The following is a 21,773-nucleotide window of genomic DNA, read 5'->3' as shown; positions in this document are numbered from 1 at the left end:
CCGATGACGTCCCCCATCCGAACGACCCGCCATGACAACGTTCTTGTCGTCATTTCCGACAATCCGCCGGTCAACGCCCTTGGCCAGGCGGTCCGCCAGGGGCTGAAGGATGCCATCGGCGAAGCGTTGGCCGACGACAGCATCGAAGCGGTCGTGATCCGCTGCGATGGGCAGACGTTCTTCGCAGGCGCCGACATCACCGAATTCGGCAAGCCTCCGGTGGGCCCGAACCTGCCCGAAACCCTCGACGCGATGGAGGCGAGCGAAAAGCCGGTGGTTGCCGCGATCCACGGCACGGCGCTTGGTGGCGGATGCGAAGTTGCGCTGGCGTGCCATTACCGCATTGCCGTGCCCAGCGCGAAACTGGGGCTGCCCGAAGTGAAGCTCGGCCTCATCCCGGGCGCGGCCGGTACCCAGCGCCTGCCCCGCCTTGTCGGCGCTGAAGCAGCCCTTCCGATGGTAGTCGGCGGCAATCCGATATCGGCCAAGAAGGCGCAGGCAATCGGCCTGCTCGACGCGCTGGCGGGGGAAGACACTCTGGAAGCCGACGCGATTGCGTTTGCGAAATCGAAAATCGGCCAGCCGGTACCCCGCGCATCGCAAGGCACGGCAAACGAAGATGGCGTTCGCGACCCCGACCTGTTCGACCGGTTCCGTGCCAGCCAGGCGCGACGCATCCGTGGCTTCGACGCTCCGAACGCGGCAATCGAGGCGGTCAAGGCCGCCGGGCAACTGTCCTATGCCGAAGGTGTAAAGAAGGAACGCGAACTGTTCATGGGGCTGATGGGCGGGACGCAAAGCGCGGCCATGCGCCATTATTTCTTCGCCGAACGCGCCGCCAACAAGATCGACGATGTGCCGCGCGACACCCCGCTGATCCCGATCCGCAAGGTCGGCGTGATCGGCGCCGGCACCATGGGTGGCGGCATTTCGATGAACTTCCTGTCGGCGGGCATTCCCGTGACGATCCTTGAGATGAGCGCCGATGCCCTCGACCGCGGCACGGGCGTGATGCGCCGGAATTACGAGAACACCGCCAAGAAGGGCCGCATGACCCCCGAAGCGGTGGAAGCGGCGATGGGCATCCTGACCCCGACCCTCGAATACGGTGATCTTGCCGATTGCGACCTGGTGATCGAGGCCGTGTACGAAAGCATGGATGTCAAAAAGGAAGTCTTCAGCAAACTGGACGAAGTGGTGAAACAGGGCGCGATACTGGCGTCCAACACCAGCTATCTGGACGTCAACGAAATCGCGGCGGCCACCAAGCGCCCGGGTTACGTCGTCGGCATGCACTTCTTTTCGCCCGCCAACGTGATGAAGCTGCTCGAAGTGGTGCGCGGCGAAAAAACTCGCGACGATGTGCTGGCAACCGTGATGAAGCTGGCCAGGAAGATCGGCAAGGTTGCCGCCGTATCGGGCGTGTGCCCGGGCTTCATCGGCAACCGGATGCTGTCCAAGCGCCAGGAACAGGCCAACGCGCTGATCATGGAAGGCGCCAATTACTGGGACGTCGACGATGTCCTGCTGGATTTCGGTTTCCCCATGGGGCCGTTCCAGATGGGCGACCTGGCCGGGATCGACATCGGCTGGCACCGCGATCCAGGCAAGGTGACCACCGTGCGCGAGGCGCTGTGCGCCGTGGGCCGCTTCGGCCAGAAGGCCGGCAAGGGCTTTTACGACTATGACGAAGCGCGCAACCGGACCCCTTCGGACGAAGTGAAGGCGATCATTGCCGATTTCGCGAAAAAGGAAGGCACGCCGCAACGCGAAATTTCCAAGGACGAGATCCGCGAGCGCCTGCTCTATCCCATGGTCAACGAGGGCGCGAAGATCCTCGAAGAAGGCATGGCCCAGCGCGCAAGCGACATCGATGTCGTATGGATCAACGGATACGGCTGGCCGCTGTTCACAGGCGGGCCGATGTTCTGGGCGGACACGATCGGGCTCGACACGGTCGTCGCAGGGCTGGAAAAACACGGTCTGCCCGTAAGCGACTATCTGCGTAACAAAGCGGATAGCGGGCAGCATTTCACCAGGTGATGGGAGAAAGTGCGACATTTTCGAAACGACGGTACGGCATTCGTCAGTTGAAGTGGCGCATTTGACCCGCAACCCTTGACACATGGCAACAATAGTAATTGAGTTTCGGAGAGAGGGTATGCGCCCGGAGGCGCAGCCAGAGGGAGAGAGAGTGATGAGGAAGTTCGGACTACGCCACACATGCGCCTTGGGGGCGCTTGCCATTTCGGCGATCGCGGCAACCCCTGCCTTCGCACAGGAAGTAACCGATCCGGCGGACGAAGCCGAAGTTACCGACGATCGTATCGTCGTGACGGGTTCCTACATCCGCGGCACGCCCGAAGATGCGGCCCTGCCGGTCGATGTCTTCACCGCTGACGATCTTGCCAAGCAGGGCATCGACAGCCCGCTGGAATTCATCAAGCAGCTGCCTTCGGTCGGCGCCGTTCTCGGCGACACCAACCAGTTCGCAACCACCGCGCAGGCGCTTCAGGGCGTCGGCTCGCTGAACCTTCGCGGTCTCGGCCCGACGCGTACCCTGGTCCTTCTCAACGGCAAGCGCACGATCCAGAGCCCGGGTGAAGGCTTCGTCGACACCCAGCTGATCCCGCTCTTTGCGCTCGAACGCATCGAACTGCTTAAGGACGGTGCCGGTTCGACCTACGGTTCGGATGCGATTGCCGGCGTTGCCAACTTCATTACCCGCAGCAACTTCGTCGGGTTCGAAGCGCAGGCGGACTACAACTTCATCGACGGTTCCGATGACAATTACAGCGTGAGCGGACTCGTCGGGTTCGAACTCGGCTCCGATGCCAACCTCGTCATCGGCGCAGGCTGGCAGCACCGTTCGGAACTGGCGACCACCGATCGCGATTTCGTGAACGTCGGCTATGCCGAAAATCCTTCGGCCTATTCGGCGCTCGCAACCCCGGGTCTGTTCGCGGTCAGCTATTTCGACACCGCCACTTCGACGGTGACGACACGCCTTGCCGGCGACCGTGGTTGTAACGACCTTGGCGGCTTCCAGGATGGCGCCGTCTGCCGGTTCAGCTATGTTCCCTTCGACAACATCGTCGAAGACGAAGACCGCTATCAGGTTTTTGCCCAGTTCACGGCCGACCTGAGCGACCGCCTCAAGTTCCAGATGGACGGGATGTGGGCGCGCAGCGACCTTGAATCGATCAACTATTCGCCTGCCTTCCCGCCAACGCAGGGTCCGAATGGTTCAGGCTTCATTTCGGCCTTCACCACCTCGCCCAACAACCCCGGCGTTGCCGCGTTCCTCGATCAGGTCGGCCTGCCGCAAAGCACGGCGACCAATCCGATCGTGCGCGTGACAAACGTCTATTACCGTCCGTTCGGTTACCTCGGGAATCCGGCTGATTCCGATCCCAGCCGCGGCGCGGGCACAGGTTTCGCATCGAACGATGCATGGCGCATCAGCGGCGGCTTCGCCTACGATCTGACCGACAATCTGCAGGTCGACATCAACGGCACCTTCTGGGAATCGAAGCGCGATCGTTACGCTCCCGGCATCGTTGGCTCTCGCCTGCAGGCTGCGCTCAACGGTTTCGGCGGCGCAAACTGCACCGGCACAACGCCTGGTGCGAATGGTTGCTCGTACTTCAACCCGTTCGTGAACGCGGGGCCCAACAGCCCCTCGCTCGGCCTCGACAACCCGTTCTACGTGCCGGGTAACGAGAACGACGTTGATCTGGTCCGCTGGCTGCAGATCCCCAACGGCGTCCGTCAGGAAGAAACGCAGGCCGTGTTCGACGTGGTCCTGTCGGGCGATACCGGCATCGAACTCAGCGGTGGCCCGCTGGCCTTCGCTGTCGGCGCGCAATACCGCAGCAACAAGTATCGCAGCCGTCCGATGAACGACGTGTCGAACCTCAACATCAATCCGTGCTTCGTTGAAGGTGACACGAGCTGCGTCGGCACATCGACCGAAGGTGTCGGTCCGTTCATCTTCCTTGGCGGCACCCGCCCAGTTAGCCTGAGCCAAGACGTTTACGCCATCTTCGCCGAAGTCAACGCGCCCCTCACGGACCGCATCGAACTGACCGCCGCGGTCCGCTTCGAAGATTACGGCAGCCCTGTCGGCTCGACCGTCAATCCCAAGGGCTCGATCCGCTTCGAGGCAACCGACTGGCTGACGCTGCGCGGTTCCATTGGTACCACCTTCCGTGGTCCGCTGGCATCAAACGTGGCAGACAACTCGGTTACCGCGCTTCAGGGCTTCACTGCAGCGGGTGGTAACTACAAGTCGCTCGACGTGTACGGCAACCCGCTCGACCTCGGTCCCGAAACCGCTCTGACGTATAACATCGGCGCGATCATCAAGGCGCCGCTCGGTGCCGCGGATCTGACGTTCTCGGTCGACTACTGGTCGATCGATCTGGAAGACCGCATCACGACCACTCCCGGCGATGCAATCGCAAGCCTGGTGGCGAGCGGTGCGCTGGGCCGCGGTGCAGGTGGCACTCCGCTGGCGGACTGTTCGAGCCCGCTGGTCGATCTGATCACCTTCAGCGGCAACACCTGCGTCCAGGGTACCACCGAAGGCATCGACATCAGCCGCGTTCGGACCGATTACGTCAACGGACCGGACGTCAAGATCTCGGGTCTCGACTTCGCTCTGAACCTCGACGTTCCGGTTGGCGATGCCGCGGTCGTTTCGGTCGGTGCCAACGCCGTCTACAACCTCGATTACAAGTTCGACGACTTTGAAATCGACGGTGTTCTGGTCCAGCCGGCCTATGACGCGATCGGTTACGGAAACTACTTCCGCGATCCGAACACGGTGCCCGAATGGCGCGCAAATGCCTATGCCAACCTGGCGCTGGGCAACTTCAACGCGCGCTACACGCTGCTGTACATCGATGGTGTCACCGACGATCTCTGCATCGACAAGGACCCGTGCTTTGCCACTTCGCAGGGCCCGACGGACTTCGGCGTGAACAGCGGTTCGTACACCCAGCACGATTTCTTCGTGACCTATGACTTCGATCTGGGTGGCCTCGACCTGCAGCTGCAGGGTGCCGTGCTGAACTTCACCGACAACGAGCCAGCTGAGGCACAGCTGCCGCTGGGCTACAACCCGTTCATCGGTAACGCCCTCGGACGCAACTACCGCGTCGGTCTTCGCGCCCGCTTCTAAGCTCGGCCCGAAACACACGATCAGGGGGCCCGGGGCATTTGCCTTGGGCCCCCTTTTTCATTTCAGTCAGCCAGTAAGGAATTCCCCATGTCGACATTCAACCTGACGGGCAAAATCGCCGTCATCACCGGATCGAGCCGCGGTATCGGTCGCGCCATTGCCGAAAGCCTGGCCGCGCAAGGTGCCCGTGTCGTGATCTCCAGCCGCAAGCAGGACGCCTGCGAAGTGGTCGCAGCCGCGATCAACGCCGAGCATGGCGAAGGAACGGCCGTAGCGATCGCTGCAAGCATTTCCGACAAGGCGCAGCTGGAAGATCTGTTCGCCCGGACAAAGGCTGCGCTTGGCCCCGTCGACATCCTCGTCTGCAACGCGGCGAGCAATCCTTACTATGGATCGATGGACGGCATCGCTGACGAACAGTTCCGCAAGATCCTGGATAACAATGTTGTCGCAAACCACTGGCTGATCCAGCAGGCCCTGCCCGATATGCGCAAGAAGGGCGATGGTGCTATCATCATCATCAGTTCGATCGGCGGCCTGCGCGCGTCGACGACCATCGGCGCCTATTGCATATCGAAAGCGGCCGATTTCCAGCTGGTGCGGAACTACGCAGCCGAAAACGGCAAGCATGGCATCCGCGTCAACGGCATCGCACCGGGCCTTGTCAAAACCGATTTCGCAAAGGCGCTCTGGGAAAACCCCGAGGCGCGGGCGGCAACCGAGAAGGCCCTGCCGATGCGGCGTATCGGCGAACCGGACGATATCGCCGGGGCCGCAGTCTACCTCGCCTCGCCCGCAGCGCGCTGGACCACGGGCCAGACCATCGTGGTCGATGGCGGTGCCACCATCTGAGGGCTATTCGGCGGGTCCCCGCCGAGCGCCTGCCACAAGATTACCCTTGCGCGCCGCGCGCGGCCCAGTGCCGCCGCGGCGCGTTCGCCGCTGGCATCGGCAGCGCGGCGTGCCTCCAGAACGGTCAGGAAGTCGGCCAGCCCGGCTTCGTACCGGGTGTTCGCCAGGCGCGCGGCCCGCTGCAGGCTGGCTGCCTCATGATCGGCGGCGCGGGCTTCTGCATCGGCGCCTGCCACCAAGCCATACCCGGCCTCGGCATCGCCCAGCGCGGTATAGACAGTGCCCCTGTAGGCTTCGAAAGCTGCCTTCTTCTGGGCGGCAGAAGCGGCGATCTCCGCCTCGATACGGCCAAAGTCCAACAGCGGTGCGGCAACCGAAGCCGCGAGCGAGCCGACCAGCGAATCCGCGTCGAACAGATTTCCAATTCCGAACGCCAGCAAGCCGATCGCCCCGGACAGATTGAACACGGGAAACCGTTGCCGCGCCGTTGCCGCCAGTTCGGCATCCTGAGCCGCCAGTGCCGATGCTGCCGCCAGAACGTCGGGCCGGTTTGACAGCAGGCTGGACGGCAAGGTCACCACCGATGCGGCCATTGCAACGTCTTGGGGCTGCTGCGCCAGGGACGCGCGCACCTGTTCCCCGCCCTGCGCGGTCAGCGTGACCAGTCGGCCGGTGAGGCGGGCGCGCTCGCTGTCCAATGCGGCAAGCCGGCTACGCGATGCTGCCGCGGCGCTTTCCGCCCTCACCCGATCGAAACCGGGGGCGATTCCGGCCCGTTCGCGCACCCCCGCCAGCCGGGCAAGTTCGGTGGCGGACGAAAGGTCGTCGCGGATTGCCGCGTCACGGGCTTCGAGTGTGCGCCAGTCGATAACACTGGCCGCGATTTCCGCGAGCAGGGCAAGGCGCACCGCGCGGGCCGACGCATCGGCCTGGTCGATACGGGCCAGCGCGGCACGTTCCTGTGCCCGCAGGCGGCCAAACAGGTCGGGATCCCAGCGCGCGGTGATATTGGCCGCATAGGCGACCCGTTCGGTATCGATCGATAGCCCAGCCGGAAGATTGCTTCCGAACTGGTCCGGATTGGTACGTTGGCCGGTAACAGAGGCGTTGGCGCCGACTGACGGCAACCGTTCGGCCCCCGCCCGCTGGGCGCCGGCCCTCGCCTGTTCGACCCGGGCGGCGGCTTCGGCCAAGGTCGGGGAAGACGCCAGCGCCTGCGCGGCAAGCGTATCGAACGCCGGGTCCGCCACCGGCAGCAGGGCCCCCAACGCAGCGCCTGTTTGGGCGTCCGGCGCGTAAAGGTAACTTTCCGGCAGAACCGGCATCGGCGTGGCGATCTCCGGTGCCGGACCCGCCGCACAAGCCGCCAGCGTCAGCGCGCTTGCGGCAGCGAGAAGCGCGCGGCCATTCACTGGCCTGTGTCCTTGGCCGCGATATAGGCGTCGACCTGCTGGCCTACACGGAACAACCCGTCGGTTTCAGGCAGCGCATAGATCACTTGCAGCACACGCACATCGACGCGTTCCGCTGCGCTGTTGGTCAACGACCGCTTGGGTACGACCAGCGGTTCCGCGCGCACGAACTGCGCCGTGACCTGCCGGTCTGCGGCACCGCGAGGCGAAACGGTGGCCGATGCCCCCATCGCCAGGCGCGGAGCCTGTTCTTCGTCAATGTCGATCCGAACGTGGAGCGGCTGTGTCTGGCCCATTTCGATAAAGGGCTGCGAACCGCCCCCGCCCATCGTGCTGACGTATTCGCCCGTGCGGATGTTTACCGCGAGGATTTCGCCCGCGATCGGTGCGCGGATGGTCAACCGGCCAATTTCGGTCCGGGCAGATCCCGCGCGTGCCTCGGCTGCCTGCACGCGGGCGTGGGCGAGCCGCAGACGCTCGTTGGCCGACGCGGCCTCGCCTTCGGCGCGGATGACTTCCGAACGGCTGACCGCGGCGGGATCGTCGACACTGCGATAGAGCGCGAGCTGGCGCGCGGCCGTGGCGCGTGCGGTTTGCGCTTCGGCGATTGCCGCGCGCGCTTCGCCGATCGCTGCCTCCGCTTCGCGCAGCGCGGCCCGCGCGGCACGATCATCGACCGTGAACAGCAACTGTCCCCGCGATACCCGGTCGCCCGGTTTGACCTGGACGGCAGTGACAAGGCCCGACAGCGCCGACCCGATCTGGATCACCTCGCTGGATGGCTCGACCACACCAGAGCCGGCCACGCGGCTTTCGTTGGCCAGGGCTGCGGGCGCGCGCGCGGGTTCGCGTTCCGGTTCGGACAATTCGCGGTCGGGCAAACCGCCCCAGATGAAGAAAGCCGCCAGGAGCAGACCGATCAGGGCGATAACCGGCAGCACCTGCCGCGAGAAACTGAGGTTCTTCAGGTTGAGGGCCATGTCAGTGTCCTTCCGGCATATCGCTGCCGTCATACGTAATCCGGCCGTCCTCGAGCACGAGGATACGGTCGGCGAGATCGAAAACGCGGTTGTCGTGGGTCACGATGATGCAGGCCCGGTCCGGGGCCACGGCCACTTCGCGAAGAAGGTCCATCACCCGCCGTCCCGAAGCAGCATCGAGCGCCGCCGTCGGTTCGTCGCACACGACCAGCCGCGGTTCGTGGACCAGCGCGCGCGCGATGGCGACGCGCTGTTGCTGGCCGCCGGACAGCTGGCTGGGCAGTTTTTCCGCCTGGTCCGCGATGTTGAGTTTTGCCATCATGGCGATCGCGCGTTCGCGCGCTTCCTTGCGGCCCATGCCCTGCGCGATCAGCGGCACCGATGCGTTGCTGGCAGCGTCGATGGAAGGAATGAGGTTGTACTGCTGGAAGATGAAACCGATGTTCCGGAGGCGGAATTCCACCAGCCCGGTATCATCTAGGTCGTAGATATCGGTGCCGAACACCTTCACTTCGCCCAGCGTCGGCCAGAGAATCCCGCACATTATCGATATGAGCGTGGTCTTGCCCGAGCCGCTTTCCCCCACGAGAAAGGTCAGTTCGCCGGCACGAATATCCAGGTCGATACCATGCAGAACGGTGATCGTCTGCTGACCGGCCGTGAAATCGCGGGTTACCCCGCGCGTGCAGATCGCGGCTTCGGGATTGCACCCGCCGATTGCGGACGTGTCGAACGGTTGTCCCATCAGCGGAACACCGACGCAGGTTCGGTCTTGAGCACGTTTCGCAGGGCGAGCCAGCCCGTCAGCGCCAGTATCAAGACCACGGCAGTCAGGCTGATAAGCGGAATTTGCCAGGGGATGTAGAAACCCTTGAAAAAGGGGTTGCCCGAAAAGCTCGAGATAAAGGCCACCGTCCCCAGCACGCCCAGCCCATAACCGATCAGCCCGACCAATCCGGCCTGCGCGGCGACCATCGCGCTGATCTTCGAATTGGTCACGCCGATCGCCTTGAGCGCGCCGAACTGTTTGATGTTGTCACGGATGAACAGGCTGAACGTCAGGCCGACAATCGCGACACCCACGATGAAACCCAGAGCCACGGTAATCCCGAAATTGAGCGGAATTCCGGTGTTCTCGATGATAAAGTCGATCCCGTCCTGGGCAAAATCGGCCCGTGTCCGCGCCCTTAATCCGGTCTCGCTTTCGATGCGGGTTACCAGCTCTTCTGCGGTCACCCCGTCCGCTGCGCCAACCAGCACGAACGACAGCCTGTTGCGCGTTCCGGGGACATAGCTGAGCGCCTGACTGTATTTGGTATAAAGCGTCACTTGGCTGGTGAAGCTGGGAATGGCATCGGCAATCCCGCGTATGACGGCGCGTTGATCGTTCAATTCCAGACGCTGCCCGATGGGGTCCCTCCCGTCTTCGAACAAGCGGATCACCCCGGTATCATCGATGATGACGCTGTCGGGCTGGGAAAGGACGTCGATGCTGCCTTCGACCATGTTCTTGGGCAAGCCGATGAGCGTTGCGTCATCGACGCCGATTATCGCCACGCCTTCCAGATCGCCGTCACCCGACCGCACCGAAGCCGCAGCACGCAGGTGCGGCACGGCCCATTCGACGCCAGGCACACCGCGAACCTTGTCGAGCGCGGTCGACGGCATGGCGTAATTGACTTCGGTCGTGCGGCTGACCTCGTCCATTACCCAGACGTCCGGATTGCCGACGTTGTATACGCCGCTCGCGCCGCGTTCGACCAGATTGACGAAAATGGTGAGCTGCTGGGTGATGAGAAGCGTCGAAAAGGCGATCCCGAAGACCAGCCCGTAGAACTTCTGCGCGTCCCCCGTGAGCATGCGGATGGCAATCCAGATCATGCGCTTGGTTGCCTTCCCCTTGCAACCCGTCCATTAGTGAACGGATACGTTCAACTGAACGGGACCGTTCATTTTGTCAAGCGACGAGACAAAGGCCAAGGGCCGGCCGACCGATCCGGCCAAGCGCGATGCGATTATCGCGGCGGCGACGCGTGCCTTTTTCAAAGAAGGTTTTGCCGGAGCCTCGATCGAGCAGATCGCAGCGGATGCGGGCGTATCCAAAGTTACGGTTTACAGCCATTTCGGGGACAAGAGCGGACTGTTCACCGCCTCTGTAGAAAGCCAGTGCGAACAAATGCGGGGGCACTTTTCCATCGACGCGTTCGCCAGCGGATCGTTGCGCGAACGATTGATGGCAATCGGCGAGGCCATGGTCGCCTTCCTCTCGCGCGAGGAAATGGTCCAGTTCGAACGCCGCATTGCCGCCGAGACCGAACGTGAGCCGGAAGTGGGTGCGGCATTCCTGGCAGCCGGCCCCCACCGGATGAAGCGCGTCTTTGCCGCCTTCATCGACGCGATGAGCCAAGCTGGCGAATTGAAAGTTGCCGATCCCGAACTGGCAGCCGAACAGTTTGTCAGCATGTGCAAGGGTATGGGGGACCTGGAGCGCCGCTTTGGCCACCCCTCGGATCCTGTCCGAAACCGGGAGCGCATCGAGGGCGCCGTCGACGTCTTCTGCAACGCTTACGCGGTCAAGGGCTGCTCCTGAGAAGAAGCCGGGGCACACTGCCTTCGCGCTCGACTCCAGCGCCTCGGATGATCGAGGCATTCGGCACGTAACGCGGCTCTCAGCGGATCCAGTCGCCCGTCGCACCACCTGTCTTGGCGTCAACGCGGATTGCCCCGATCTCCATCGAACGGTCGATTGCCTTGAGCATATCGAACAGGGTCAACGCCGCGATCGAAACCGCTGTCAGCGCCTCCATTTCCACGCCCGTCTGGCCGCTGGTCCCAACTTCGGCCACGATCGAGAAACCGGGCAATCGGGGATCGGCCTCGATGGCCACGACGACGTTGGAAAGGGGCAAGGGATGACACAACGGCACAAGCTCCGCCGTCCGTTTGGCCCCCATGATACCGGCCAATTCGGCGGTCGATAAAACCGCGCCCTTGGGTGTTCGCCCCTCCGATACGGCTGTCAGGGTTTCCGCCTGGCAAATCAGATGGCCGCTGGCCCTGGCGATACGGTTCGTGACGGGTTTCGCGGACACGTCCACCATTCGCGCCCGGCCGTTGTCGTCGATGTGCGTGAGATCGGTCATGTTCGGCACTGTGCCGTGTGCGGCGCGCTGCGCCAAGCCGCTATCGCCGACGAGCCGCTAAGCTCACTGGGTACGCTGCCCGGCCAACGTGGCCGAGCAGCAGAGGCCCAGAGCGCGATCGCCACACGGCCAAGGGATGGCCGCGGCGATGGCAAGGGAAATGACAACTGAACAGGTCGCTCGACTGAAGCGACACGTTGGCACCTCGGCGGGTCCCGTCTCGCGTTCGCATTCAGCCGCGCCCGGTCGTCAGAGCGTGGCTTCGTCGGTGGTCGACTTGGCCGAGCCCATTCCGGGTGCCTTCGACTTGCCCCCGATCTTGTCGCGGACCATTTTCTCGATCCGCACGCCGGTTGGCTGGTCGATCGCCTTCCAATATTCAAACGCGCGGAGCAGCACTTTCTCGCTCACCCCTTCGGCGAGGTGGCCGGCCACGTTGGAGACAAGGCGGTCTCGCTGTGCGTCGTCCATGACGCTGTTGATCAGCGCGCGCGGCTGGCTGACATCATCGTCGTCCGGACGCAGGGTATAAGCCTGGCGAACCATGTCACCATCGGCGTGCCACGTCGCCTCGTTGCCGGTCCCCGGCTGCGCCGCGGGACCGCCATAGGAATTTGGCGCATAGACCGGATCGACAGCGTTGACCGTCCGCATCGCACCGGCGCGCGAGTAGGAATTGACCTCGGCATTCCTGGCTGAATTGACCGGGATCTGCTTGTAATTGACGCCGAGCCTCGCACGGTGCGAGTCCGAATAGGAAAACCCACGGGCGAGCAGCATCTTGTCGGGCGACATCCCGATGCCGGGGATCATGTTGTTCGGTTCGAAAGCGAGCTGCTCGATCTGCGTGTCCCAGTCGACCGGGTTTTCATTCAGCACCAGCTTTCCGACCTCGATCAGCGGATAATCGGCATGCGGCCAGACCTTCGTCAGGTCGAACGGGTTGATGCGATAGGTCTTGGCGCCCTCATACGGCATGACCTGCCACTTCAGCGTCCAGCTCGGAAAATCGCCCTTGTGAATGGCATCGAACAGGTCGCGGCGATGGTAGTCGCTGTCTTCTCCCGCCTTCTTCACCGCCTCGTCCTGCGTAAGATGGGCGTTGCCGCTTTCCTTGCCGACATCGGTCATGAAGTGGAACTTGACCCAGAATTTCTCGCCGTCCTCGTTGATCAGCATGTATGTATGGCTGGAATAGCCGTTCATTTCGCGCCAGTTCTTCGGCACGCCGCGATCGCCCATAAGGTAGGTAACCTGGTGCGCGCTTTCGGGCGACAATGTCCAGAAATCCCACATCATGTCGTGATCGCGCAGGCCGTTGTCCGCCCGCCGTTTCTGGCTGCGGATGAAGTGCTGGAACTTGAGCGGATCACGGATGAAAAAGATCGGCGTGTTGTTGCCGACCATGTCGAAATTGCCGGCTTCGGTATAGAACTTGACCGAGAACCCGCGCGGATCGCGCCACGTGTCCGGGCTACCGCGCTCACCTGCAACAGTGGAGAAACGCATCGCAGTGTCGGTCTTCGTGCCGGGCTGGAAACACACGGCCTTGGTGTATTGCGAAACGTCTCCGGTGCATTCGAAATACCCGAAGGCGCCCGAACCTTTGGCATGCGGCTGGCGTTCCGGGATACGTTCGCGATTGAAGTTCGCCATTTGCTCGATCAGATAGTGATCGTTGAGGACGATCGGTCCATCGGGCCCCAAGGTCAGCGAATGCTCGTCACTCGGTGCGCGGATGCCGGCATCGGTCGTGGTCGGCGGCACAATCGTCTTCTTTGTCATGGCAAGTCTTTCTGGAAACAGCGGAAAATCGCTTCACCGTACTCAACGGAAGGACGACCGAAAGCGTTCCTCGACCCTCCTGATTCTTCGGACGGCAGCGGGCGCGGATGTCCCGAGGCGATTATTCTATGGCCTTTTGATCGAAGACGGTTCGATCGAGGTTCACGGCCTGCTGCGCACGCCCGAAATCGGGCTGGGGAAGATCCGCTCAGACCTGGGTGGCGGTCCCGGCAACGACGTACAGGGTCACCAGGAACCCTGCCACCAGCCCGCCCGGGCGATAGCTGCCCGTTCGCTGCCACGTGAAGATTGCGATGACCGCCACGGCGGCCAACACCGGCACGAATTGCAGCGCAATAACCGTGCTGAGAGGATCGAAGGCCGTGATGAGCGAGCCGGTCATGAAGAAGATGCCGTAGATGACGCTCAACATCACGATGAACCCGGTCGTGAGCGCCAGGATCGCGGCAATATACCGAACAATAGATGTGTCACTGCCGACCGCGGCGTTCGCAAGCGACCTCGCCATCACCAGAAATGCAAATGTGATCGGCACCACATAGATTGCCGCAATGCCCAATTGGCGCAAGCTGGGAAGTTTGACGGCGACGACCCACAGCCGGAAATCGGTGAGGAAAAGCTGATCGACAAGCCAGAGGGCCGAGTACCCCGTTGCAACTGTTACCGCGGCAAGCGCGATCGATCGGGTCCAGTCCGACTGCGGGGATGCGGCGGGTTGCCGCATGAAGCGTCCAATCAAAAGGCTCAGTCCAGCGCCAGCCACGGCCCAAAGGGTAATTTGCGTGGTCACTGCCTGCGGCAACAGGCTCGACGCGGGCAACAGGACGAAGGCCGCAATGAATGCCGGGAAGAACAACACGGCCGGCAGCGCGGTATCCATTGCAAAGACGCGCCACCAGCGGCGGTCCCGATGCTCGGCTCCCGGGATCGCCTCCACCCGCATCGTCGCAAACAGTGGCAGCCGGACGAGCGCATCAAATGTGCCGAGCATGATCATGATGAAACCGACAAGGCCAATCGCCGTGCCGAATTCCTTCCAATGCCAGATCTGATCGCTTGCCGGACGGGGCGTGCCGCCAACAAGCGTAGCCGCAAACCAATCCGTAGCTTTGCCGATTGCAGCCGGTGAAAAATGATCGCCGGGATGCGTCGTGTTCGGCTGATAAAGCTTTCGAGCGGTCCCCTCTGCAAGCGATCCGTACAAACGTTCCTGTGCAACGGAAGCATCGGTGCCAAACAGCGCTTGCAGCTTCTCGCTCGCCGGCACGTCTCGCGCGCGATCGACGTTCCACATGAGTTTCGAAAATTCGTCGTAGCGGCTGAAGACAAGCGCAAGATTGCGCGGCCAGGTGGTCGAACCTTCTTGGGCAAAAGGCGCACCCGTAGACGATCCCTCAAGCACTATAGACGAGTACGCGTCGGGCATGGCGGCCGCCGCAGCAAGCACCGTCCAGCCTCCCATGCTATGCCCTTCGAGACCAATCTGATCGGTATCGACCATCGGCAGGGATCGCAGGTACTTAAGTCCATCGGGACCGCCGAAGCCGTTCGAGAACGCCGCACCCCCGCTATATCCGTGCCCGGTCTGATCAAGAGACAGAACCACGTAACCGCGGCGAGCAAACTCGATGGCAAAGCCGTCCTGCGTTTCGCGTGAATTAATGTAACCGTGGACCGCTAGAATGCCTGGTGCGGGGTTCGATGAGGTAGCGTTCTTCGGAACGTACAGCAGCGCGCTCATGACGGTCCCGTTGGTGCCCGCAAACCGCACATCCCGAACGGTCGTGCCATCGGTTGTGCGGATCATCTGAGCCAGAAACGCACCGGCTAAAACAAGCACAAGGCCAGCCACGATCAGCCACCAGCTGCGTTTGGTGCTCGTTTGGTAGGTGATCGCCTGTTCTGTGGCCGTCACTTGGACCTCCCCCGTGGTCAATCCTCATAGCTTACGGCTAAGAGGACGCTGCGGAGATTGCACCTATCGCTCCGCGTGACAACCAGAACGAGAGACCGCAGGCTACCCGCGCGCGCTCCAGGCAAGCGCCCCTACCCTGCGCAGGTTGGCAAGGCAGTGGGCGCGGCGATGAACCTCGAATTCGGGAATGAGCGACCTCACCAACAGCGAAATCTTCGCCCGATCAACGCTGCTTTTTTGTCGGAGTGGCCATGAAGTCAGGCTCCTTTTTCGCGACCCAATCGACAAATTTGCGCACATTCGGATAGGACAGCAGCGCATCCACATCGGTACCGTGCCGCTGCAGCTCCGCGTTGGAGAAATTGGCGACCAACGTCTGCTGACAAATCGGGTGCATGGGAACGACATCGCGGCCACCCCGGCTTTTGGGCACGGGATGATGCCAGACAATGGTCTTCCCCGTAGGCCGCCCACAAAGCCAGCAAGCTACCGCTTCGGTCGGAACCTCCTGCTCCTCGTGATGCTGGTCGTCATAGCGACCATGCTTGGGATGTTTGCGGGCCATGGGTCTGCACCTGAATTGCTAAAGTTTGTGCTGCTCACCTACGTCGATTTGCTCGCCGACACCACACCGAGGGCATGCCTAAACCGCACCCCAATCACTCTCGGCCATTTGGCCTTCCCACACCGGACTTTCCGGACGGCCTCCGTGTTCGGATACTTCGCCGCATCGAACCTGCCGCCAGCGTTGCGAAGCGTAATCGCCTCCTGGACCTTCAATGCCGACCGGCCTCGACAATCAAATCCGTCAGATCGGGGGGCAATCTCGGCGGAGCATAAGGAATGCCGCTCATCCAACTGCACACCAACCGAAGATAAACCGACCTAGGCCTCCCTCCCAATTCAAGCCCTTGGCAGGAACGACAAAAACCCCACTGAAAGCAGTGGGGTGAACTTGATTTGGGACTTCAGGCAACGGTGGTTGCGGGGGTTGGATTTGAACCAACGACCTTCAGGTTATGAGCCTGACGAGCTACCGGACTGCTCCACCCCGCGGCACCGTTAGCGTCCAGTGGCCGAAATTACGGCCGCGAGAGACGCCAAAAGGGCTGCCCTTTTGGGGTCAGCCCTTTGACTTGTGAATGGGTTTTTTCCTCGCACATTCGCCTGCTGCAATGCCTGGCGACGACCTACTCTTCCAGTGCTTGAGCACTAGTACCATCGGCGCAGTCTGGTTTCACGGCCGAGTTCGAGATGGGATCGGGTGGGTCACAGACGCCATGGTCACCAAGCAATGAAGCAGGCGAATATGCGGGTTTAAATCGATGCCCCTTTCGGGCGTATCCGGCTGAAGTAATCCTCCAAATCGCGGACAGCCCAGGGCTGTCGTTGATGGTATGAATTCTACAAGCGCGAAAAGAACTATTAGGACCGGTTAGCTACACGCATTACTGCGCTTCCACACCCGGCCTATCAACGTCGTGGTCTACGACGGTTCGAAGATTGCTTATCTTAAGGGAGGCTTCCCGCTTAGATGCTTTCAGCGGTTATCCCGTCCATACATAGCTACCCTGCGGCACCCTTGGCAGGATGACAGGTACACCAGAGGTATGTTCACCCCGGTCCTCTCGTACTAGGGGCAACTCCTTTCAACAATCGACGCCCACGGCAGATAGGGACCAAACTGTCTCGCGACGTTCTGAACCCAGCTCACGTACCACTTTAATTGGCGAACAGCCAAACCCTTGGGACCTGCTCCAGCCCCAGGATGTGATGAGCCGACATCGAGGTGCCAAACGATTCCGTCGATATGAGCTCTTGGGAATCATCAGCCTGTTATCCCCGGCGTACCTTTTATCCGTTGAGCGATGGCCCTTCCACGAGGGACCACCGGATCACTATGACCGACTTTCGTCTCTGCTCGACTCGTCAGTCTCGCAGTCAGGCAGGCTTATGCCATTGCACTCTCGCAGACGGTTTCCAACCGTCCTGAGCCTACCATCGCGCGCCTCCGTTACTCTTTAGGAGGCGACCGCCCCAGTCAAACTACCCGCCACAGAGGGTCCCTACACCGGCTAACGGTGCGAGGTTAGACATCAGAAAACAGCAGGGTGGTATTTCACCTATGGCTCCATGACAGCTGGCGCCGTCACTTCAAAGCCTCCCACCTATGCTACACAACTCTTTCCTAATGCCACTCTGAAGCTGCAGTAAAGGTGCACGGGGTCTTTCCGTCTAACCGCGGGTACTCCGCATCTTCACGGAGAATTCAATTTCGCTGAGCATATCCTGGAGACAGTGGGGAAGTCGTTACGCCATTCGTGCAGGTCGGAACTTACCCGACAAGGAATTTCGCTACCTTAGGACCGTTATAGTTACGGCCGCCGTTTACTCGGGCTTCAATTCGGAGCTTGCACTCCTCCTCTTAACCTTCGAGCACCGGGCAGGCGTCACACCCTATACGTCGTCTTGAAGCCGACTTAGCAGAGTGCTGTGTTTTTGCTAAACAGTCGCTACCCCCTGGCCTGTGCCCCCCACCAAAGCTTGCGCTAAGATGGGGCCTCCTTCTTCCGAAGGTACGGAGGCAATTTGCCGAGTTCCTTCAGGATACTTCTCTCAAGCGCCTTGGTATACTCTACCTGACCACCTGTGTCGGTTTCGGGTACGGTCTATATGAAGAGGCTATTTCCTGGAACCGCTTGGCCGCCCGACCAATCCAATAAGGTCGAACAACTTCCACGATCCGTCACACATCTTCAGGCCCACGAATATTAACGTGGTTCCCATCGACTACCCCCTTCGGGCTCGTCTTAGGGGCCGGCTCACCCTACGCTGATTAGCATTGCGTAGGAACCCTTGGTCTTTCGGCGACAGGGTATCTCACCCTGTTTGTCGCTACTCATGTCAGCATTCGCACTTCCGATACGTCCACCGTCGGTTACCCTTCGGCTTCACTCGCTTACGGAACGCTCCGCTACCGCTCAGAATAAATTCTGAACCCTAAGCTTCGGTGCATATCTTTAGCCCCGTTACATCTTCGCCGCAGGAACCCTTAATTAGACCAGTGAGCTGTTACGCTTTCTTTAAAGGATGGCTGCTTCTAAGCCAACCTCCTGGTTGTTTTGGGATTCCCACATGCTTTCCCACTTAGATATGACTTGGGGACCTTAGCTGTAGGTTAGGGCTGTTTCCCTTTTGACGACGGACCTTAGCACCCGCCGTCTGTCTGCTGGACAAGACTCGATGGTATTCGGAGTTTGGTTAGGTTTGGTACCGCTCGCGCAGCCCTAGCCCATCCAGTGCTCTACCCCCATCGGCATACATCCAACGCTCTACCTCAATAGATTTCGCGGAGAACCAGCTATTTCCCGGCTTGATTGGCCTTTCACCCCTAAACACAGCTCATCCGAGAATTTTTCAACATTCACCGGTTCGGTCCTCCAGTGCGTGTTACCGCACCTTCAACCTGGCCATGCCTAGATCGCCGGGGTTCGGGTCTAATCCAACATACTCTGTCGCCCTGTTCAGACTCGCTTTCGCTGCGCCTACACCTAACGGCTTAAGCTTGCATGTTAGATTAAGTCACTGACCCATTATGCAAGAGGTACGCTGTCACCCCCTATGGGGCTCCAACTGCTTGTAAGCATCCGGTTTCAGGTACTGTTTCACTCCCCTAATCGGGGTGCTTTTCACCTTTCCCTCACGGTACTGTGTTCGCTATCGGTCATGTGCGAGTATTTAGGCTTGGAGGGTGGTCCCCCCATGTTCAGACAGGATTTCACGTGTCCCGCCCTACTCGAATCTTCTTCGATCATTTTTACGTACGGGGCTATCACCCGCTATGGCCACTCTTTCCAAAGTGTTCCGCTAATTTACGAAGAAGCATTGGCCTGGTCCCGGTTCGCTCGCCACTACTACGGGAATCTCTGTTGATGTCTTTTCCTCCAGGTACTGAGATGTTTCAGTTCCCTGGGTTCGCTTCACCAAGTCTATTTTATTCAACTCGGTGATACCCTATCCACCTCTTTCCGACCGCCCCGAGGGACAATCGAAAGGAAATGGTGAGGGTGGGTTTCCCCATTCGGAAATCGCCGGATCAAAGATTGCTCACATCTCCCCGACGCTTATCGCAGCGTGCCACGTCCTTCATCGCCTGCACATGCCAAGGCATCCACCAAATGCTCTTACCTCACGCTTGAGAATCCACACCATCAACGACAGACCTGCATAAAAGTCTGAAGTCTCACGATAGTGCGGAGGATATCTCAGCCAGATAAATCAATTTGATTGATCTTGTTTGTGATGCATCGATCGCACGAACGGCCGAAGCCGAACAATACAATCCATGCGCCACGGCATCGATTTAAAAACCCATTCACAATGTCAAAGACAGCGGTCGAAACCGCCTACCCGCCAAATGCGGGATCTGTTTTCTTTTCATCCTGGAGAACGAATGCCACGGCGCGGGGCCGAAAGCGGTTAGAAGGCTGGTGGAGCCTATCGGGATCGAACCGATGACCCCCTGCTTGCAAAGCAGGTGCTCTCCCAGCTGAGCTAAGGCCCCGTATAGCCTGGTAAGGTGGTGGGCCTGAGAGGATTTGAACCTCTGACCTCACCCTTATCAGGGGTGCGCTCTAACCAACTGAGCTACAGGCCCGACACAGCCCAGCTGGCCATAAGGCCGCAGGCGGCGTGAGCCAGCTCAGGCGTCTCGTCTAGCAGGCAAGCCCGCTAGGCGATCTCCAGTGATGAAAGGACATGAGGACGACGGCATGTTTCTTTGAAAAGGTGCGAAGCACTTCCGGCAACAAGTGCCGGCGCTTTCGTACCAATCCTTAGAAAGGAGGTGATCCAGCCGCAGGTTCCCCTACGGCTACCTTGTTACGACTTCACCCCAGTCGCTGAACCCACCGTGGTTGGCTGCCTCCTGCAAGCAGGTTAGCGCACCACCTTCGGGTGAATCCAACTCCCATGGTGTGACGGGCGGTGTGTACAAGGCCTGGGAACGTATTCACCGCGGCATGCTGATCCGCGATTACTAGCGATTCCGCCTTCATGCTCTCGAGTTGCAGAGAACAATCCGAACTGAGACATCTTTTGGAGATTAGCTAGCCCTCGCGGGATCGCTGCTCACTGTAGATGCCATTGTAGCACGTGTGTAGCCCAGCCTGTAAGGGCCATGAGGACTTGACGTCATCCCCACCTTCCTCCGGCTTATCACCGGCAGTTTCCTTAAAGTGCCCAACTAAATGATGGCAACTAAGGACGAGGGTTGCGCTCGTTGCGGGACTTAACCCAACATCTCACGACACGAGCTGACGACAGCCATGCAGCACCTGTCACTAGGTCCCCGAAGGGAAGAAATCTGTCTCCAGAAGTCGTCCTAGGATGTCAAAGGCTGGTAAGGTTCTGCGCGTTGCTTCGAATTAAACCACATGCTCCACCGCTTGTGCAGGCCCCCGTCAATTCCTTTGAGTTTTAATCTTGCGACCGTACTCCCCAGGCGGATAACTTAATGCGTTAGCTGCGCCACCCAAGCTCCATGAGCCCGGACAGCTAGTTATCATCGTTTACGGCGTGGACTACCAGGGTATCTAATCCTGTTTGCTCCCCACGCTTTCGCACCTCAGCGTCAATACTTGTCCAGCGAGTCGCCTTCGCCACTGGTGTTCTTCCGAATATCTACGAATTTCACCTCTACACTCGGAATTCCACTCGCCTCTCCAAGATTCTAGCTTTTCAGTTTCGGAGGCAGTTCCGGGGTTGAGCCCCGGGATTTCACCCCCGACTTAAAAAGCCGCCTACGTGCGCTTTACGCCCAGTAATTCCGAACAACGCTAGCTCCCTCCGTATTACCGCGGCTGCTGGCACGGAGTTAGCCGGAGCTTATTCTCCAGGTACTGTCATTATCATCCCTGGTAAAAGAGCTTTACAACCCTAAGGCCTTCATCACTCACGCGGCATTGCTGGATCAGGCTTTCGCCCATTGTCCAATATTCCCCACTGCTGCCTCCCGTAGGAGTCTGGGCCGTGTCTCAGTCCCAGTGTGGCTGATCATCCTCTCAGACCAGCTAAGGATCGTCGGCTTGGTAGGCCTTTACCCCACCAACTACCTAATCCTACGCGGGCCCATCTAAAGGCGATAAATCTTTGGTCCGAAGACATTATCCGGTATTAGCAGTCATTTCTAACTGTTATTCCGAACCTAAAGGCAGGTTCCCACGCGTTACGCACCCGTGCGCCACTAACCCCGAAGGGTTCGTTCGACTTGCATGTGTTAGGCATGCCGCCAGCGTTCGTTCTGAGCCAGGATCAAACTCTCAAGTTTGTGTCACACACCAAGCAGACACGATCCGAAGATCGCCAATCCGCAAGGCATGAGCTTCTAGGAGCCGATACCTGCACATCAAACGTAATGGATACGAATGAACATGCATCATCACAGACCGCCGTGGTGGCGATCAGGATGTGGCAATCGGC

Annotated in this window: 12 protein-coding genes, 3 tRNA genes and 3 rRNA genes; 4 read left to right on the top strand and 14 right to left on the bottom strand. The window is 60.4% G+C overall.

The window, feature by feature from the left end; translation table 11 throughout:
* Positions 1–3 precede the first annotated feature (3 nt).
* The 3 genes from VR863_RS01675 (at position 4) to VR863_RS01665 (ending at position 6,037) form a co-directional block, all read left to right on the top strand.
* Complete coding sequence (locus VR863_RS01675; RefSeq protein WP_324826696.1) at positions 4–2,043, top strand: 3-hydroxyacyl-CoA dehydrogenase NAD-binding domain-containing protein; 2,040 nt, start codon at positions 4–6, stop codon at positions 2,041–2,043.
* Between the two features lie 154 nt (positions 2,044–2,197).
* A complete protein-coding gene (locus VR863_RS01670) occupies positions 2,198–5,185 on the top strand; it encodes a TonB-dependent receptor domain-containing protein (protein ID WP_324826695.1) in 2,988 nt (995 codons plus the stop codon).
* 87 nt (positions 5,186–5,272) lie between these two features.
* Positions 5,273–6,037, top strand: a complete 765-nt coding sequence (locus VR863_RS01665) for an SDR family NAD(P)-dependent oxidoreductase (protein ID WP_324826694.1) — start codon at positions 5,273–5,275, stop codon at positions 6,035–6,037.
* On the opposite strand, the gene VR863_RS01660 is transcribed toward VR863_RS01665, so the two are convergent.
* The 4 genes from VR863_RS01660 to VR863_RS01645 are packed head-to-tail and all read right to left on the bottom strand — an operon-like array spanning position 5,965 to position 10,310.
* Positions 5,965–7,449: an efflux transporter outer membrane subunit gene (locus tag VR863_RS01660; protein WP_324826693.1), complete on the bottom strand. Its 1,485-nt coding sequence runs from the start codon at positions 7,447–7,449 to the stop codon at positions 5,965–5,967. The two genes, VR863_RS01665 and VR863_RS01660, sit on opposite strands and share 73 nt — an antisense overlap.
* Positions 7,446–8,429 carry an efflux RND transporter periplasmic adaptor subunit gene (locus VR863_RS01655; RefSeq protein ID WP_324826692.1) on the bottom strand — a complete coding sequence of 328 codons (984 nt, stop codon included), beginning with the start codon at positions 8,427–8,429 and terminating at the stop codon, positions 7,446–7,448. The genes VR863_RS01660 and VR863_RS01655 overlap by 4 nt, the downstream gene beginning before the upstream one ends.
* A 1-nt stretch (position 8,430) precedes the next feature.
* The gene (locus tag VR863_RS01650) at positions 8,431–9,174 is read right to left on the bottom strand and encodes an ABC transporter ATP-binding protein (RefSeq protein WP_324826691.1); all 744 of its coding nucleotides are present in this window, start codon (positions 9,172–9,174) and stop codon (positions 8,431–8,433) included.
* Positions 9,174–10,310, bottom strand: a complete 1,137-nt coding sequence (locus tag VR863_RS01645; protein ID WP_324826690.1) for an ABC transporter permease — start codon at positions 10,308–10,310, stop codon at positions 9,174–9,176. Before VR863_RS01645 ends, VR863_RS01650 begins: the two co-directional genes overlap by 1 nt.
* Positions 10,311–10,383: 73 nt before the next feature.
* On the opposite strand from VR863_RS01645, the gene VR863_RS01640 reads away from it, so the two are divergent.
* A complete protein-coding gene (locus VR863_RS01640; RefSeq protein WP_324826689.1) occupies positions 10,384–11,019 on the top strand; it encodes a TetR/AcrR family transcriptional regulator in 636 nt (211 codons plus the stop codon).
* A gap of 79 nt (positions 11,020–11,098) precedes the next feature.
* Here the strand turns inward: VR863_RS01640 and moaC are convergent, their stop codons facing one another.
* The 10 genes from moaC to VR863_RS01590 all read right to left on the bottom strand — a co-directional run bounded on the left by moaC (position 11,099) and on the right by VR863_RS01590 (position 21,621).
* The gene (gene moaC, locus VR863_RS01635; protein WP_324826688.1) at positions 11,099–11,572 is read right to left on the bottom strand and encodes a cyclic pyranopterin monophosphate synthase MoaC; all 474 of its coding nucleotides are present in this window, start codon (positions 11,570–11,572) and stop codon (positions 11,099–11,101) included.
* Between the two features lie 249 nt (positions 11,573–11,821).
* Complete coding sequence (locus VR863_RS01630; protein WP_324826687.1) at positions 11,822–13,357, bottom strand: catalase; 1,536 nt, start codon at positions 13,355–13,357, stop codon at positions 11,822–11,824.
* A 208-nt stretch (positions 13,358–13,565) separates the two neighbouring features.
* The gene (locus VR863_RS01625; RefSeq protein ID WP_324827550.1) at positions 13,566–15,185 is read right to left on the bottom strand and encodes an alpha/beta hydrolase family protein; all 1,620 of its coding nucleotides are present in this window, start codon (positions 15,183–15,185) and stop codon (positions 13,566–13,568) included.
* 331 nt (positions 15,186–15,516) lie between these two features.
* A complete protein-coding gene (locus tag VR863_RS01620) occupies positions 15,517–15,858 on the bottom strand; it encodes a hypothetical protein (RefSeq protein WP_324826686.1) in 342 nt (113 codons plus the stop codon).
* Positions 15,859–16,272: 414 nt separating this feature from the next.
* Positions 16,273–16,349: transfer RNA gene (locus tag VR863_RS01615), tRNA-Met, on the bottom strand.
* A 121-nt stretch (positions 16,350–16,470) separates the two neighbouring features.
* A 5S ribosomal RNA gene (rrf, locus tag VR863_RS01610) occupies positions 16,471–16,585 on the bottom strand.
* 113 nt (positions 16,586–16,698) lie between these two features.
* Positions 16,699–19,491: ribosomal RNA gene (locus tag VR863_RS01605) — 23S ribosomal RNA — on the bottom strand.
* Positions 19,492–19,781: 290 nt separating this feature from the next.
* Positions 19,782–19,857: transfer RNA gene (locus VR863_RS01600), tRNA-Ala, on the bottom strand.
* A gap of 16 nt (positions 19,858–19,873) precedes the next feature.
* Positions 19,874–19,950 (bottom strand) — tRNA-Ile (locus VR863_RS01595).
* A gap of 182 nt (positions 19,951–20,132) precedes the next feature.
* Positions 20,133–21,621, bottom strand: a 16S ribosomal RNA gene (locus VR863_RS01590).
* The 16S, 23S and 5S rRNA genes sit together here with 3 tRNA genes alongside, the layout of an rRNA operon.
* Positions 21,622–21,773 lie beyond the last annotated feature (152 nt).

Origin of the sequence: Qipengyuania zhejiangensis (assembly GCF_035607565.1) — a bacterium.
Classification (GTDB): domain Bacteria; phylum Pseudomonadota; class Alphaproteobacteria; order Sphingomonadales; family Sphingomonadaceae; genus Qipengyuania; species Qipengyuania zhejiangensis.
The sequence above is the reverse complement of the archived record's forward strand: the minus strand, read 5'-3'. Positions and strand labels throughout refer to the sequence as shown.

Coding starts and splice junctions, on each gene's coding strand:
- VR863_RS01625 (WP_324827550.1), bottom strand. CDS start 15,185: ATGATCCGCACAACCGATGGCACGACCGTTCGGGATGTGCGGTTTGCG.
- VR863_RS01645 (WP_324826690.1), bottom strand. CDS start 10,310: ATGATCTGGATTGCCATCCGCATGCTCACGGGGGACGCGCAGAAGTTC.
- moaC (WP_324826688.1), bottom strand. CDS start 11,572: ATGACCGATCTCACGCACATCGACGACAACGGCCGGGCGCGAATGGTG.
- VR863_RS01675 (WP_324826696.1), top strand. CDS start 4: ATGACGTCCCCCATCCGAACGACCCGCCATGACAACGTTCTTGTCGTC.
- VR863_RS01650 (WP_324826691.1), bottom strand. CDS start 9,174: ATGGGACAACCGTTCGACACGTCCGCAATCGGCGGGTGCAATCCCGAA.
- VR863_RS01670 (WP_324826695.1), top strand. CDS start 2,198: ATGAGGAAGTTCGGACTACGCCACACATGCGCCTTGGGGGCGCTTGCC.
- VR863_RS01665 (WP_324826694.1), top strand. CDS start 5,273: ATGTCGACATTCAACCTGACGGGCAAAATCGCCGTCATCACCGGATCG.
- VR863_RS01630 (WP_324826687.1), bottom strand. CDS start 13,357: ATGACAAAGAAGACGATTGTGCCGCCGACCACGACCGATGCCGGCATC.
- VR863_RS01620 (WP_324826686.1), bottom strand. CDS start 15,858: ATGGCCCGCAAACATCCCAAGCATGGTCGCTATGACGACCAGCATCAC.
- VR863_RS01655 (WP_324826692.1), bottom strand. CDS start 8,429: ATGGCCCTCAACCTGAAGAACCTCAGTTTCTCGCGGCAGGTGCTGCCG.